Annotated in this window: 12 protein-coding genes; 6 read left to right on the plus strand and 6 right to left on the minus strand. The window is 61.0% G+C overall.

Annotated elements, in window-relative coordinates; genetic code table 11:
- Positions 1–16: 16 nt before the first annotated feature.
- The gene (locus L6D64_RS07115; protein WP_176506003.1) at positions 17–1,363 is read right to left on the minus strand and encodes a carbohydrate porin; all 1,347 of its coding nucleotides are present in this window, start codon (positions 1,361–1,363) and stop codon (positions 17–19) included.
- Positions 1,364–1,689: 326 nt separating this feature from the next.
- Entirely contained in the window at positions 1,690–3,729 is a 2,040-nt protein-coding gene (locus L6D64_RS07120) for a TonB-dependent receptor (RefSeq protein ID WP_176506004.1), read from the minus strand.
- 163 nt (positions 3,730–3,892) lie between these two features.
- On the opposite strand from L6D64_RS07120, the gene L6D64_RS07125 reads away from it, so the two are divergent.
- The gene (locus tag L6D64_RS07125; RefSeq protein WP_023378991.1) at positions 3,893–4,114 is read left to right on the plus strand and encodes a VF530 family protein; all 222 of its coding nucleotides are present in this window, start codon (positions 3,893–3,895) and stop codon (positions 4,112–4,114) included.
- A gap of 1 nt (position 4,115) precedes the next feature.
- Complete coding sequence (locus L6D64_RS07130) at positions 4,116–4,751, plus strand: Pr6Pr family membrane protein (protein WP_176506005.1); 636 nt, start codon at positions 4,116–4,118, stop codon at positions 4,749–4,751.
- A 119-nt stretch (positions 4,752–4,870) separates the two neighbouring features.
- Here L6D64_RS07130 and L6D64_RS07135 read toward each other — a convergent pair whose 3' ends face one another.
- The 3 genes from L6D64_RS07135 to L6D64_RS07145 all read right to left on the minus strand — a co-directional run bounded on the left by L6D64_RS07135 (position 4,871) and on the right by L6D64_RS07145 (position 9,391).
- On the minus strand, positions 4,871–5,629 hold the full coding sequence (locus L6D64_RS07135; protein ID WP_176506006.1) for a siderophore-interacting protein: 759 nt from the start codon (positions 5,627–5,629) through the stop codon (positions 4,871–4,873).
- A complete protein-coding gene (locus L6D64_RS07140; protein ID WP_176506007.1) occupies positions 5,622–6,167 on the minus strand; it encodes a PadR family transcriptional regulator in 546 nt (181 codons plus the stop codon). Before L6D64_RS07140 ends, L6D64_RS07135 begins: the two co-directional genes overlap by 8 nt.
- Before the next feature lie 86 nt (positions 6,168–6,253).
- A complete protein-coding gene (locus L6D64_RS07145) occupies positions 6,254–9,391 on the minus strand; it encodes a transglycosylase domain-containing protein (protein ID WP_176506008.1) in 3,138 nt (1,045 codons plus the stop codon).
- 389 nt (positions 9,392–9,780) lie between these two features.
- Between L6D64_RS07145 and L6D64_RS07150 the strand changes: the two genes are divergently transcribed.
- Positions 9,781–11,199: an amino acid permease gene (locus L6D64_RS07150; protein ID WP_176506009.1), complete on the plus strand. Its 1,419-nt coding sequence runs from the start codon at positions 9,781–9,783 to the stop codon at positions 11,197–11,199.
- A gap of 36 nt (positions 11,200–11,235) precedes the next feature.
- Here L6D64_RS07150 and L6D64_RS07155 read toward each other — a convergent pair whose 3' ends face one another.
- Positions 11,236–11,736: a DUF417 family protein gene (locus L6D64_RS07155; protein ID WP_176506010.1), complete on the minus strand. Its 501-nt coding sequence runs from the start codon at positions 11,734–11,736 to the stop codon at positions 11,236–11,238.
- A gap of 216 nt (positions 11,737–11,952) precedes the next feature.
- Between L6D64_RS07155 and L6D64_RS07160 the strand changes: the two genes are divergently transcribed.
- From L6D64_RS07160 to L6D64_RS07170, 3 genes are read left to right on the plus strand one after another with little or no spacing between them, the layout of a single operon-like run.
- The gene (locus L6D64_RS07160) at positions 11,953–12,321 is read left to right on the plus strand and encodes a GtrA family protein (protein WP_176506011.1); all 369 of its coding nucleotides are present in this window, start codon (positions 11,953–11,955) and stop codon (positions 12,319–12,321) included.
- Positions 12,306–13,271, plus strand: a complete 966-nt coding sequence (locus tag L6D64_RS07165; protein WP_176506012.1) for a glycosyltransferase family 2 protein — start codon at positions 12,306–12,308, stop codon at positions 13,269–13,271. The genes L6D64_RS07160 and L6D64_RS07165 overlap by 16 nt, the downstream gene beginning before the upstream one ends.
- A complete protein-coding gene (locus L6D64_RS07170; RefSeq protein WP_176506013.1) occupies positions 13,268–14,800 on the plus strand; it encodes a glycosyltransferase family 39 protein in 1,533 nt (510 codons plus the stop codon). Before L6D64_RS07165 ends, L6D64_RS07170 begins: the two co-directional genes overlap by 4 nt.

Consider the following 14,800-nt stretch of genomic DNA (forward strand, 5'->3'; position numbering starts at 1 on the left):
CGTTGTAGGAAGGTGGTCAGAAAGTGCTTTGGATCTTCAGGCCGCCGATCAGCGCGCTGTCGACCTGCGACACCCCGCCCGGATGGCGGATGTATTGCAGGTTCGGGCGCACCGTGAGCCAGTCGGCCAGGTGAATGCCGTAATAGAGTTCGGCGCTGTATTCGGTGTCTTGCACCGGCAGGTAGCCCGGGTTGTCATAGTCGTCGAGCCCGGCCACCTGATTGGCCAGGCGGGCGTTCTTGCGGTAGGCCGGGTTGGCGTGCACGCGGGCGACGGCGAAACCGATGTCGTCCTTGGCGCGGGCGTCGAAGGGGCCTTTGTAAACCAGTCCTGCCTGAACATAGTTGTCGATGACATTGGTCTTTTTGTCGTGCACCGTGGCGTTGGCGAACAGGCTCAGGCCGCGCGACTGGTCGGACGCCAGCGAGGTGACCTGCTGCTGGGCGCCCAGCCACAAGCCGTGCTTGCTTGAGCTGCTGCGGTAGGCGGCGCCACTGATGGCAGCTGGCTGGCCGTTACTGTCCTTGAGAACATCCTGTGCCTTGGCATTACTGTAGTAGTAGCCGACGCGATATTCCCCTTTAAGGTCTTGGAAGCGTGGGCTCCACACCAGTTCAATCGGCATCACCGCGCCCTGGGTGCCACTGCCGCTGAGCTTGAAGCCGTTGCCCGATTCCAGGTTGGACGGGTTCTGCTCGTACACACCGACTTGGGCGTACAGCTCAGGGGAAAGGTTGTAGCGCACGCGCATGGCCCACTGGCTGACCGGCCAGTTGTACCAGATGCCGCCAACCCAGTTGCCCACCTGCGAGCCGCAGAAAGCCAGGTTCTGGAAGTCGCAAGGGAAGCTGTTGAAATCCTCGCCTTCGCCGAAACGGCCGACTTTCACGTCCAGGGCACCGTCGAAATATTTCTGCTTGATCCACATTTGCGTCAGCCGCCAGGTTTCGCCGCGGCCCCAGACCTCCTGAGCCGAGGTGAAGCCGCCGACCCGCGGGTCGTTGATGCGGTCATTGCTGATGTTATCGCCGTGGCGTTCAGTGACAGTCAGCTGCAGCTCGGTGTCGTTCCAGCCGAGGATCTTCTCCAGGTCCAGGTGGCTGCCAAAGGTGAACTGGTCGCTGTAGCGGGCCGTGCGGTCGTGGTCGTAGCCGCCGTGCAGGTTGCTGCCCATCTCGCCGGTGTAGCCGAGGGTGAAGTCGTAGCCTTTGTCCAGCAGCTCGCTGCGGGTGCCGCCCCAGTCGCCGAACATCCAGGGGGAGTCCTTGGCGAAGGGTTCGCTGGCGCTGGCCGAGCCTGGCAGGGCGGCGGTGAAAGCGATGAGGGCAAAGCCGGTGTAGCGGGTTTTGGGCAGTTGGAACATGAGATAGCGCTGTCTTTTTGATTATTGAGCAAATGGCAAGCGCACCGAGGAGCGTGCTCTTCGATGTAAGTGGCAATTGGGAATGCTGGGTGAAGCGATTCAGCTTGCGGCCGGGAGGATATAGGGGAAGTTGTAAGAAAAAAAGACAAATTGTCGCAGTTGATTGTTGCCGATCCAGTAACAGTCTTGGAATAACTGGGGGCGCCTTGCGCCCCTTTCGCGACACAAGGCCGCTCCCACAGGGACGGCGCTGCCGGTTACTGCGGTGCATAACTTGTGGGAGCGGCCTTGTGTTGCGAAAGGGCTGCAAAGCAGCCCCAGCGACTTCAGAAAGTGGTGCGCAACCCGACTTCCACACTGCGCCCCGGCGCGGGGGCAATATCGCGCAGGATGGAACTCGCATAGCGCACGGTCTGGTCGGTCAGGTTCTCCCCACGCACGAAGGCCAGCCACTGGCTCTGGCCGATATCGAAGCGGTAGCCGACGCTGGCGCCGAGCGTAGTGTAGCCATCGGTACTGGTCTCATTTTCAGGTTTGCGATGCTGCGATGCGGCATGCTGCACATCGAGCCGCGCCTGCCAGCGGTCCAGTTCCCATACCAGCCCACTGTTCAGCCGCAAGGGGGCAATACGCGGCAAGGGCTCGCCGCTGTCGAGGTTCTTGGCCCGGGTGTAGTCGCCGGACAACTCCAGCGCGAAGCTGCCATAGCGGTTCTCCAGCAACTTCCAGCGATCTTGTGCCTCGATGCCATAGAAGCGCGCACGGACACCCTCGTAACGATACTCGGGCAGCCCGTCATGGTCATGATCGTGGTCGTGATCATCCTCGTCATGGTCATGGCCTTCACGCAGGTTGCCGGTGCCGATCAGGCCGATGTAGTTACGGAAGTGGCTGTAGAACACGCCGACGCTGCCCTTGTGGGTGCCATTGTCGAAGCGCAGGGCCAGATCGCTGGAAATGGCCTTTTCCTTGTTCAGGCTGGCGTCGCCGACTTCGAATGCGCCGGTGGCGACATGGGCACCATTGGCGTACAGCTCGTAGAAGGTCGGCGCGCGCTCGGTGTAGCTGAGGTTGGCCGCCAGCGACCAGATCGGGTCGAGCTGGTACACCGCGCCCGAAGACAGGCTGAAGGCATTGAAACTGCTGGCGCTGTCGGCATCGACGAAGTTCTCGTTACCCTTGGCATCAGGGTCGACCCGAGTATGTTCCATGCGGGCGCCCAGGCTCAGGTTCAGGCGCTCGCTGGCCTGCCACTGTTCGAGCATGAACAGCGCCAGGCTGTCGGTGTCGGTGTGCGGGACGAAGGCTTCCTCGCCCAATGCCGAGAATTCGTTGCGGCTGACCTGCGCGCCGATCACCCCTTCAAGCGGGCCGAGCGGTTGATGACGCGCTTCGATACGGGCTTCGTAGCCCTTGTTCTTGAAGGTGGTATGCACCTCGCCTTCTTCGATCTCGCTGTGCTCGTAGTCGGTGTAGCCGGCATCGACCTTGACCGAACTGAAGGGGCCGTCCAGGTCACGCAGTTCAGAGGCAAAGGCGTAGTGGTCTTGCTTCATGTCCAGACGCACGCCGGATTCGGCCACCGAACCGTAGTTGCTGTCGTAGCGGCTGTAGGACAGGCCGGCGTAGCCATGCTCCCAGTTGTAGGAGCCGCCGATCGCGCCTCCATCCTGGCGGCCGTCGCTGTTTTCCAGGCGGTGGCGGCTGCCTGGTGCGTCGGCGTCACGGACCTTGGCGCTCTGCGCGTAGCCGGGGATGCGCAGGTCGTTGAACTGTCGACTGTTGGCGTCCAGGTGCAAGGCGAAGGTGCCGTCACCGGCTTCCAGCTTGCCGGCGCTGCTGCGGGTGGTGTCGGCGCCGCCGTAGCGCAGTTCGCCGGCACCGTGGATGCCCTCGATCGGTGAATCGGGGATGCGATTGTCGAAGGTGTTGACCACGCCGCCGATGGCATTGCCGCCGTAGAGCAGGGCGGCCGGGCCGCGGACGATCTCCACGCGGTCGACCGTGACCGGATCCAGCGGCACCGCGTGGTCGTAGGACAGCGACGAGGCATCCAGGGCCCCCACGCCATTGCGCAGGATACGAATGCGGTCGCCATCCAGGCCACGAATCACCGGGCGGCTGGCGCCAGGGCCGAACCAGGTGGAGGCCACGCCGGGTTGCTTGTTCAGGGTTTCACCGAGGCTGCCATGCTGCTGTTGCAGCAGGTCGTCACCTTCAAGGACGGTGCTGGGTGCAGCCAGTTGACGATTGCCTAAGGGGTTGGCGGTGATGACCTGGGGTTCCAGTTCCACGGCCTGGCTGGGTGACGAAGCGAGCCACAGGGCAACAGCGAGGGGGGAGAGACGAAGCGGGATGTGCAGCATGGGGATGAGGCGTTCCTTGGCAGATAGTCGTGTTGTTACGATATAACATTGCTATTTCAGCACAGAGGTTTTGCGCCTGGCCAGCGGTTTTTCCGCAAGCACCACACATCCCACCCACCACTACACTCGTGTAAGGTGCGCATCTTTCCTACGGAGCACTGGCATGAGCACGGCCCAACACAATGCGCTGCACGGCAAGACCCTCGAACAGATCCTCACCGAACTGGTGGCGCACTACCAATGGCAGGGCCTGGCCGAACGCGTTGACGTGCGCTGCTTCAAGAGCAACCCGAGCATCAAGTCGAGCCTGACCTTCCTGCGCAAGACGCCCTGGGCGCGGGAGAAGGTCGAGCAGTTGTACGTGAAGCTGCAGCGCCAGGCCTGACATGCCACGGCGCCCCTGGCTGACGTCAATGGCATTGCTTGGCTGGTTCGGCCTGGCGGTGCAGGTCTACCTGGTGCTGCTGGCGCGCTGGCAGGAGCAGGCCAGCCTGATTGGCGGGCTGATCAATCTATTCGGATACTTCACGGTACTGACCAATACCCTGGTGGCGACGGTGCTCAGCTACGCGGCCTTTGGCCGGGAGTCGGCGGCCAGGCGCTTCTTTCTGTCGCCATCGGTGAGTTCGGCGGTGGCCGCCAGCATCGTGCTGGTGGCCCTTGCCTACAGCGTGCTGCTGCGCCACCTGTGGCAGCCCGAGGGCTGGCAGTGGCTGGCGGATGAACTGCTGCACGATGTGATGCCGCTGCTGTTTGCCTTGTACTGGTGGTTCGAGGTGCCCAAGGGCAGCCTGCGGTTCCGGCACCTGATGGTGTGGGCGCTTTACCCAGCGGTGTATTTCGCCTATGCACTGTGGCGGGGGCGTGAGATTGGGGCGTATGCCTATCCGTTCATCGACGTGGCGAGCCTGGGCTACGGGCAGGTGATGCTCAATGCCCTGGGCGTGTTGGCGGGATTCTGGGGAATTGGCCTGGTGTTGCTGGCGCTGGACCGGTGGCGGGGAAGGTACCGATTGGCTTGAGCTGTACCGGCCTCTTCGCGGGAAAACCCGCTCCCACAGGGATACCACTGACCTTGAGCCTATGCAGTACCTGTAGGAGCGGGGTTACCCGCGAAGAGGCCAGTGCAGGAGAGCACTGATCACTCGTCGTCGGCAGTTCCGTCGGCACGCCAGTAAGCGGCGGCTTTGAGGGCATCTTCGGCCACGCCCTTCTCCAGCAGCAGTGCCTTGGCCTGCCGGGTCAGCGATTTTTCCAGTGCGACCCAGCTGTAAAGCTTGCCTTCGGGCAGTTCCAGCCCCTTTAGCAACGCCAGCAGATCTTCATCCCGCTTGATCCAGATGACTTCCACCTGCGCCGCGCTCGGCAGTGGCTGGCGCTCCTGCTCATCTTCGATCTGGATTAGCGCCAGTACGCGACGCCCAGCTGGCAGTTCTTCCAGGCGCCGGCCAATCGCCGGAATCGCCGTCTCGTCACCCACCAGCAGGTAGCTGTCGAAAATATCCGGTACCACCATCGATGCCCGAGGCCCGGCGATGTTCAGCGTTTGCCCAGGTTCTGCCTGCGCAGCCCAGGTCGAAGCAGGGCCGTCGCCGTGCAGCACGAAGTCGATGTCCAGTTCGTTGGCCACCAGGTCGATACGGCGCGGCGTGTACTCGCGCATGGTTGGCCGAGCGCCGCCGTCACGGCCCAGGTTGCGGGCGTCGATGGCTTGCTGCTGCTCGGCAGTTTCCGCGAACAGCAACTTGATGTGGTCGTCACTGCCCAGGCTGGTGAAACCCTGCAGCTCGGCGCCACCCAGGGTGATGCGGCGCATGCGCGGGGTGAGGTCGGTCACCCGCAGTACCTGCAAGCGACGTTGGCGGATTTCGTGATTGACGCGATGAATGGTGTCACTCATGAGGATTCTCCCTGACTGGATCGGCTGGCCCGGAGGCAATGGCCTTGGCAGTGTCGTTGAGCAGGTTGCGTACCCGTTCGATTTCTTCCGCTGTCCAGCGGCCGCTGTGCATGTGCAGGGCATGGCGCAAATTGCCGACCGCTTCGTGGATTTCTGGCGGGCGGTCGTGGCCACGCAGGGCGCGCTTGCTGACTTCGATGCGCATGCGCACGCCATCCAGGGCGACGGCCTGATCGGCCAATGCGGTGCGGCCGGCTGCGGTGATGGCGTACAGGCGTTTGCTGCCATGCACCTGGCCACTGATCAGCTCGGCTTCTTCGAGGAAATTGAGGGTGGGGTAGATCACCCCGGGGCTCGGCGTGTAGTTGCCCTCGAACAGGTTCTCGATCTGGCGGATCAGGTCATAGCCGTGGCCCGGTTGCTCGCAGAGCATCGACAGCATCAGCAGCTTGAGGTCACCCGGGGCGAACACCCGCGGGCCACGCTCGCCCCGGGCGGGGCGGCGTTCAAAAGGGTCATGTGCGCCATGGTCACGCATTAGCAGGCTTCCGGTGTTTAGATATATCGCAAGATATTACTCAAGATATATCTAAATACAAGCCTCTAAATGCCGATGATTATCATCTACGTCTTGGATGAATCGTTGCCATGCATCGCAACCTGCGGTGGCTTGCATTCGTTCGGGTTGCCCGGTTGTAAGTACGGCATCAGGATGGGCGCCATGCCCTTGAGCACCTGCACGGGCAATGCCGATGTGAACTTGAACGCCTCAGCCGAGCGCCCAGGCACGAAGGCCGTCAGGGTGCCGAAGTGGTTGTCGCCGAGGAAGAACACGAAGGTGGCGGTACGGTTCAGCGAACGCGAGCCGATCAGCCGGCCGCCGGCACCGAAGCTCTCGATACGGTTGTCACCGGTACCGGTCTTGCCGCCCATTACCAGCGGCGTGCCGTCATTGAGCTTGAAGCTGCCGGAGATGCGCCTTGCGGTACCGGCATCGACCACCTGTGACATGGCTCCCTTCAGCGCCCGCGCCACGGCCACCGGCAGGATACGCACACCACGGTCCGGGTCGCTGACCAGCTTGGTTTCATAGGGCGTATTGGCGGCGAAATGCAACGTGTCGATACGCAGCGTCGGCAGGCGCACGCCATCGTTCTGAATGATGCCGACCAGTTCCGACAGCGCAGCCGGGCGGTCGCCGGAGCTGCCGATGGCGGTTGCCAGTGAGGGTACCAGGTGATCGAACGGGTAGCCCACGCGTTTCCAGCGTTGATGGATGTCGAGGAACGCCTCGATCTCGACCATGGTGCGGATACGGCTGTCACGCGCACCCTGGTGCCGGCTCTTGAACAGCCAGCTGTAGACTTCCTGGCGCTCGAAACGGCTGGCATTGACCATTTCGGTGAGCGTGGAACTCGGGTTCTTCAACAGGTAGCCCAGCAGCCACAGGTCCAGCGGGTGAACCTTGGCAATGTAGCCCTGGTCGGGCAGGTCGTACTTGCCTGGGCCATAGGCTTCGTACATCTCGGCCAGCTTGCCGTCGGTGAGTTTGCCCAGGGCGATCTTGTCATCCTTGCTGTGGGCACGGACGAAGGCATTGAAGGTTTCCTGGCCGGCTTCCGGGAACAGGTAACGGTGCACCGCAGCCAGGCGCTGCGGGGTGGCGCGCATGCTGTCGAGGAAGGTATCCAGGCGTTGCTGGGAGGTCTTGCGCTGGTACTTCTTCCAGAAGCGCATCAGGTAGCTGGTGCCTTCCTTGTCGGCGAAGCGGGCCAGGTATTCCTGGCGGCGCGGGTCGGAGTCGTCCTTGAGCAGCGGCACGCGGTTGAACGGCTGCTGGTAGGTGACGTAGCGCACCAGGTCGCGCATCAGGCGGATGAACGGCAGGTTGATCGACTCGCGCAAGGCATCCTTGAGGGTCGGGTTGCGGTTGTTGTCTTCCTTGCGGAAGTTGTTGAACACGTGCATGCCGCCACCGGTGAAGAAGGCCTCGCCAGTGTTGGCCGAGTACTTGCGCTCCAGCGCCGCATCGAGCATGGCGTCCAGGCTCTGGTTCTTGCTGTTCTGGGCCAGCCATTCCAGCGACCACTGGGTGATGCGGTCGAGCTCGGCGACTTCGACTTTCTTCAGCTCGGCGGCAGGTTTGCCGGCGTACTTGTCGTGCAGCTCGGCGATGATCTCCAGGTAGGTCGTGAGCACCCGCAGCTTGGCGGTCGAGCCCAGTTCCAGCTTGCTGCCTTCGTTGATGTCGAAGGGCTGGTTGGTACTGTCGGTCTGCACCCGCACCCGTGAACCATCGGCCGTGCGCTCGAACAAGGTGAAGCTGTAGCTCACCTGGTCGGTGGTCTTGGCGGTGAGCAGGCGTTCGCCGATCAGGCCCATCTGCGCAGCGAACTCCGGGTCGGCAAGGTTTTTCAGGTACTGGCTGACTTGCAACTGCAGGTCAGCCTGCAGGGTACTGGTGGCTGACACGTCGAGGCGGTCGAGATCGTACAGCGGGCGGTTGAGCATGGCTGCCAGGCGGTTGCGCGCCAGGCTGATGCCTTTGTTGGTGATGATCGGCACGATGGTCGGCTGGGCGACCCAGTCGCGGTAGACCGCCTTGCTGGCCAGCGCCGCACTGGCCAGCGGTGGCTCGATGATCTTGGCGGCCGCCAGTACGCGGATATGCGCGTCGGTGAGTTCGGCCAGTTCGACCCGGCCCTTGGACAGGTAATGCGAAGGGCGGCGCTGGGCAATCATCAGCGACAGCACCTGGCGCAGGGCCAGGCCGCGTGCGGCCATGCTTTCAGGGTCGGTGGCGGTGGAAGTCAGGGCCTGGTTGACCTGATCGAAATCGGCGCCGTACCAGACCCGCAGGCCCTCGGCCATGCCATGCACCTCGCCATGCCCGGGCACTGCCGACAGCGGCACGCTGTTGAGGTAGTCGCGCACGATGCGGTGGCGCGCTTCGCTGGTGTCGGGGCCACCCTGGTAGGCGCGTACGCTGGCCGAGATCATCTGACGGATCTTCTCGGCACCATTGACGGTCAGGCCATCCGGTGAGTGGCGGTACTTCTCCAGTTGGGTGGCGAGGGTACTGCCACCCGCTGACTGGCCAGGCAAGGCCAGGTACTTGGCCACCTGGCTGTACGCGGCCTTGGCAAAGCGCGGCCAGTCCACGGCCGGGTTGTTCTTGACATCCTTGGTATCGAGCAGGTCGCGGTTCTCGATGAATAGCAGGCTGTTGACTATCACGGGCGGAATGGAGGCGAAATCCGGGTACAGGTGTTGCGGGTAGTTGTACTGGTAAAGCGTCTCGCCCCGGCAGTCGGTGATCGACAGGCCGGCCTGGATCTTTTCGATGTACGGCGCGAACAGGCCATGTTCGACATAGCGCATCAGCGCCGGGGAAAACCGCACCTGCTCGCTGATCAGGTAGTCGCGCTTCAGCAGGCGTGGCAGGAACTCGCCCAGCCCGCTGTAGCCCAGGCGCTTGTCAAAGGGCCCATCGCCCGGATAGATGATCGCATCGCTCGGCCCTGGCTGCAGCGAATAGGTGAGGGTGGTGGCCAGCTTGCTGAATTCGCGCGACTGCAGGTTGGAGGTGCGGAACTCGTCGTAGGCAGCAAAACCGATGGCGATCAGTGCCACCAGCAGGATCAGGAAAATCAGCCGCCACCAGAGCCTGCGCTGACGTGGGGGCTGCGGTTGTGGCGTCATGGCCGGAGGTGCTTCAGATGCTTCCGTTCTGGTTGGTTCCGATTGCCACAATGCGCCCATAGTCTTCTATCCGGCCAGGTATCTTCGTCTTGCTTGTCTGAAGCTTAGACGTTGGTGGGAGCAGGTGAAAAATTTGTAGGAAGCCGAGAATAGCGGTGTAGGACTATGCGGCTTTGGTGTGGGTTTATTCCTGTGACGTTGTTGATAGGGTGGTAGTGGAATTGGGGCTGGCGCAACAGCCCCGAAAAACTCGCTGAATTTTCCTGGTTATACAGCGAAAATCCCTGTATCGGACTTCCTATACTGCTCGGCCCTTCGCCGTGCCGGCCGCTCTAGCCCGGCACACGGGCCGGCCCACGAGGCCAGCCTGGCAAGCCAACGTCCCGCCTATCGGCAGGGCCGGTGCTGCACGAAGGTCTACTCCAATAACAAAATGAGGTTGTATTGCTATGCCAGTCGGCAACCCTTCTGCCCCTGCCGAGCCCACCGAGGGCGGCCCGCTCAAGCGTGAGCTGGGCGAACGGCACATCCGTTTGATGGCGCTGGGCGCTTGTATCGGCGTCGGACTTTTCCTCGGTTCGGCCAAAGCCATCGAAATGGCCGGTCCTGCGATCATGCTTTCCTACATCATTGGTGGCCTGGCGATCCTGGTGATCATGCGTGCCCTCGGCGAGATGGCCGTGCACAACCCGGTCGCCGGTTCGTTCAGCCGCTATGCCCAGGACTACCTTGGCCCGCTGGCGGGCTTTCTCACTGGCTGGAACTACTGGTTCCTGTGGCTGGTGACCTGCGTCGCGGAAATCACTGCGGTGGCTATCTACATGGGCATCTGGTTCCCTGACGTGCCGCGCTGGATCTGGGCATTGATGGCGCTGGGCAGCATGGGCGCAGTCAACCTCATCGCGGTCAAGGCGTTCGGCGAGTTCGAGTTCTGGTTTGCCCTGATCAAGATCGTCACCATCATTGCCATGGTTCTCGGTGGCATCGGCGTGATCGCGTTCGGCTTTGGTAATGAGGGCGTCGCCGTGGGCATCGCCAACCTGTGGAGCAACGGCGGCTTCATGCCCAACGGCGTGACCGGTGTGCTGATGTCGCTGCAGATGGTCATGTTCGCCTACCTCGGCGTGGAAATGATCGGCCTGACCGCGGGCGAAGCACGCAACCCGCAGAAAACCATCCCGCAGGCGATCGGTTCGGTGTTCTGGCGCATCCTGCTGTTCTACGTCGGCGCCCTGTTCGTGATCCTGTCGATCTACCCGTGGGACGGCATCGGCAGCCAGGGCAGCCCGTTCGTCATGACCTTCGAGCGTCTGGGCATCAAGACCGCTGCCGGGATCATCAACTTCGTGGTGATTACCGCTGCGCTGTCGTCGTGCAACGGCGGCATCTTCAGTACCGGGCGCATGCTCTACAGCCTGGCGCAGAACGGCCAGGCCCCGGCCGCCTTTGCCCGCACTTCGAAAAGCGGCGTGCCGCGCAATGCCCTGCTGCTGTCGATCGGTGCACTGCTGCTGGGCGTGCTGGCCAACTACCTGGTGCCGGAAAAGGTGTTCGTCTGGGTGACCTCGATCGCCACCTTCGGCGCGATCTGGACCTGGGTGATGATCCTGCTGGCGCAGATCAAGTTCCGCGCCGGCCTGTCGACCACCGAGCAGAAGGGGCTGAAGTACCGCATGTGGCTGTGGCCGCTGAGCTCCTACCTGGCCCTGGCCTTCCTGGTGCTGGTGGTGGGCCTGATGGCGTACTTCGAGGATACCCGTGTGGCGTTGTATATCGGCCCGGCGTTCCTGGTCGTGCTGACGGTGCTGTACTACACGCTGCGTCTGGCACCGCGCCAGGAGCCCGGCGCGGTCGACGGCCTCGCCTGAACCCAAAAGCCCCGGCCTGGAGCCGGGGCTTCGCTGTCAGCGGCTCGCTGCCGTGCCTGCTGGCGCCAGGCCCTGAGCCAGGATCATCAGGCTGATGCCCAGCAGCGCGGTGTCCTTGATCAGGAAGCTCCCATAGTGGTTCAGCCATGGGAAACCGCCGGATTCCGCTTCCCAGATGGGGACGCTGAGCATCGTTGACAGGGTGATGATGAACGTCAGCGAGCACAGCGATCCCCCGGCGATTGCTGCCTTGCTGCTCCAACGCGAGGCGAGGACGAGGATTGCCGCCAATATTTCGACAACGCCCAGGAAATAGGACGCGCCGGCCTCGCCGAACAGCAGGTGGAGCCAGGCCAGCCAGGGCGTATTGCTGATCAGCGGTATCAGCGCCTCCACTTCGATGGAAGTGAACTTGAGCAGGCCGATCATCAGCATTGGCAGGGCCACGCCCAGCATTGCGATAAGGCTGCCGGCCGCCTGCAACTGGCAAGGCGTTGGCAGATAAGGACGGTTGGTGAGTCGTTGCATTAGCGGCATGGTACAGGCTCCTTGAGAACGTGCACCAGTATTGGCAGGCGAGTTGTACTTCGCTATGAGGCGGTACCCACGCAGGTTGTGGGAATCGGCGCCATGCATTACGAGATGGACTTGGGCGTGCGTGGACCGCCAGCGTCAACTGGCATATTTGCCAGTAGTGCGTCTGCGAGGTTTGCCCTAAGTTGGTCGGCAGGTGAAGACGCGAAGGCGTTGGATATGCCGGCATTTATCAAATACATCATTGTGGGCATCTTCAACACCGCCATTCATGTGGGGGTGTTCACCGCCATGCAGGTGGCGGGCAATGGCCAGGCACTTAGCAACTTGGTCGCCTTCATCATCGCCACTTCCTTTTCATTCCTGGGCAACGCCTGGTTCACCTTCAGAGTGCCTGTTTCGCTCATGCGCTACGTCGTGTTCGTAGCGGGAATGGGCAGCATCAGTGTGTGGGTGGGGCACCTTGCCGATGGGCGCGGCTGGGCGCCATGGCTGACGGTCGGGCTGTTTTCGCTGGTCAGCCTGCTGCTGGGCTTTGCATTTGCGCGGTGGGTCTTCAGGGAGAAGCGTAGATGGATATTTCGCTGATCGTACCCGTGTTCAATGAGGAGCAGGCGATCAGGCCGTTCTATGACGCGGTGCGTCGCGCGCTTGCCAATCAGGGCGATCAGGTCGAGCTGATCTTCATCAATGACGGTAGCCAGGATGGAACCGAAAAACAGATCCGCCAACTGATCGCGGGTGATCCCGATGTTGCCCTCATCGACCTTTCACGTAACTTTGGCAAGGAAGCCGCGCTGTTCGCTGGGCTGGAACAGGCCAGTGGCGATGCCGTCATTCCAATCGACGTCGACCTGCAAGATCCGGTCGAAGTGATTCCATTGCTGATCGAGCAATGGCGGGCAGGCTTCGATGTCGTGCTCGCCAAGCGACGTGATCGTTCGTGTGACAGTTTTCTGAAACGGTACACGGCAGCTGGGTTCTACGCACTGCTGAACCACATTTCGCAGATCCACATCGAAGCGAACGTTGGCGATTTCAGACTGCTCGATCGCAAAGTTGTGGAGGTCATCAAATCAATGCCCGAACAACAACTGTTCATGAAGGGCATGCTGTCGTGGGCCGGGTTCAGAACCACGGTAGTCGAGTACGATCGCACCTCGCGCAGCGCTGGGAAGAGCCACTTCAACGCCTGGAAACTCTGGAACCTGGCATTGGACGGGATTACCTCGTTCAGTACCGTGCCGTTGCGGTTCTGGACCTACGCAGGTGGCGCCATCGCACTGCTCGCACTGGCCTCTGCGGTTTATCAGGTCATGGATAAATTGCTGTTTGGCAACCCCGTGCCGGGATACCCCTCGCTGATGGTGGCAATACTTTTTCTGGGCGGTGTGCAACTGATCGGGATCGGCGTTTTGGGGGAGTACATAGGGCGTATCTACATGGAATCCAAACATCGGCCGCGGTATGTGTTGAGAGCCGTGGCAGGCGGCCGCAAGTCCCGACATGATCGTCAACTGTTCAAGGATGAAAAATGAGAGAGCGTCTGTTCAAGCGGGATAGCCATGCAATACGCACCGGGGCTGTATTGGCCATCCTTTTGATCAGCTTTGCTGGACGGCTCTTTCAGGTCACTGTACCGGTTTTATGGAGCGATGAAAGCTTCAGCATCTTGCTCAGCCGGTTGCCTCTTGAGCAGATCTTGTTTCATACCGCACGTGACGTACATCCCCCCCTTTATTACCTGATCCTGCATTTCTGGATGCAGGGGCTGGGCGACGGCGCATTGGCAGTGCGTAGCTTGAGCGTACTGACGGGGGTAGCCACTGTTGCTTTTGGTATGCTGCTGGCTCGGCAGCTGGCGTCATGGCGGGCCGCATTCATCGCCGGTCTGCTGCTGGCAGTTTTGCCTGTCGCGATTCATTACAGCCAGGAGGCGCGGATGTATGCCTTGCTGGGATGCTTGCTGATGGCCGCCATGTGCATGCTGTGGTCATGGGTTCACAAGCGACAGACGCGTTACCTGGTGGCCTATGGCGCTTTGATACTGGCGGCGTTGTATACACACTATTTTGCGATACTGTGCGTGGCGGCAAACTGGACATTTTTGCTCGTAGGGCAGGCCCGCAAAGAACATACGCTTCTGCGGTCACCTGGATGGTGGCTGTGCAATGGCGTCGTGGCCTTGGCATTCATGCCTTGGCTACCGGTATTGTATCGGCAGTTTCAACACAGGCACCTGGTCGCTTGGATTGCTGATTACACGCCTATTTCGCTCATGACTATTCCCAGGGGCATGTGGTCCGCAATCACCTCGGCAAGTGATTTGCTATATGCAGATATTTACGCTGTCGTCACGGCAGGTGTGTTGATTTCGTTGTTGCGGGTATTTATTCGACGAGCGCTCCTTCATGAGGATGCTAAAGCTTTTCTCTTGACATACTGTCTGCTGCCCATCATTACAGTCTGGCTCGTCTCCTACTTATTTCCGCTGTTCATGGAGCGCTATGTATTGTTCGCGCTGCTTGGAATTCCTATTGTTCTGGCGATTACATTCGATACGATGCAGACCAGAAAATTAGTGTTAGCGGTTGTCGCCTGCTGGGTACTGGAAATGTCCGGTCTGGTTAAGTTTTATAGCGATCAGCTAGGTCCCAATAATCCAGTTTCCGGATTAAGCACCGTCATGCATGAGGTTAATGGCCAGTGGCATGAGGGCGATGCAGTTTTGGTGGACAGTACCTGGCGATACTTATCTGTCTTTTATTACAACAAGACTGGCCAGCGAGCCTTGGTGTATACATGGGTTGCGGCCGACACTGCCGGCGTTGAACGCGACACGTATGGAGCCATGACATTGTTTTATCAACAGTCTGGCTCCTTATATGTGAATGACCCCTTGTCGTTGTCGCAGCGATACCGGAGAGTCTGGTGGATAACCAACCTGGATGAGTCGGCTACCGAGCGGCAGATGAACGAAGCATGGACCAAAACCGCTGAGATCCGTAGTGCTTCCTCCAGGGCACTGTTGTACACAGTGCCCATGATTTTAAGTGGCAGTCCTTGA

This window comes from Pseudomonas urethralis (assembly GCF_021602465.1).
In the GTDB taxonomy this organism is placed as follows: domain Bacteria; phylum Pseudomonadota; class Gammaproteobacteria; order Pseudomonadales; family Pseudomonadaceae; genus Aquipseudomonas; species Aquipseudomonas vlassakiae.

Bases quoted from the DNA above. Each gene is read 5' to 3' on its own strand.
- L6D64_RS07115 (WP_176506003.1), bottom strand. From the start codon at position 1,363: ATGTTCCAACTGCCCAAAACCCGCTACACCGGCTTTGCCCTCATCGCT.
- L6D64_RS07120 (WP_176506004.1), bottom strand. From the start codon at position 3,729: ATGCTGCACATCCCGCTTCGTCTCTCCCCCCTCGCTGTTGCCCTGTGG.
- L6D64_RS07125 (WP_023378991.1), top strand. From the start codon at position 3,893: ATGAGCACGGCCCAACACAATGCGCTGCACGGCAAGACCCTCGAACAG.
- L6D64_RS07130 (WP_176506005.1), top strand. From the start codon at position 4,116: ATGCCACGGCGCCCCTGGCTGACGTCAATGGCATTGCTTGGCTGGTTC.
- L6D64_RS07135 (WP_176506006.1), bottom strand. From the start codon at position 5,629: ATGAGTGACACCATTCATCGCGTCAATCACGAAATCCGCCAACGTCGC.
- L6D64_RS07140 (WP_176506007.1), bottom strand. From the start codon at position 6,167: ATGCGTGACCATGGCGCACATGACCCTTTTGAACGCCGCCCCGCCCGG.
- L6D64_RS07145 (WP_176506008.1), bottom strand. From the start codon at position 9,391: ATGGGCGCATTGTGGCAATCGGAACCAACCAGAACGGAAGCATCTGAA.
- L6D64_RS07150 (WP_176506009.1), top strand. From the start codon at position 9,781: ATGCCAGTCGGCAACCCTTCTGCCCCTGCCGAGCCCACCGAGGGCGGC.
- L6D64_RS07155 (WP_176506010.1), bottom strand. From the start codon at position 11,736: ATGCCGCTAATGCAACGACTCACCAACCGTCCTTATCTGCCAACGCCT.
- L6D64_RS07160 (WP_176506011.1), top strand. From the start codon at position 11,953: ATGCCGGCATTTATCAAATACATCATTGTGGGCATCTTCAACACCGCC.
- L6D64_RS07165 (WP_176506012.1), top strand. From the start codon at position 12,306: ATGGATATTTCGCTGATCGTACCCGTGTTCAATGAGGAGCAGGCGATC.
- L6D64_RS07170 (WP_176506013.1), top strand. From the start codon at position 13,268: ATGAGAGAGCGTCTGTTCAAGCGGGATAGCCATGCAATACGCACCGGG.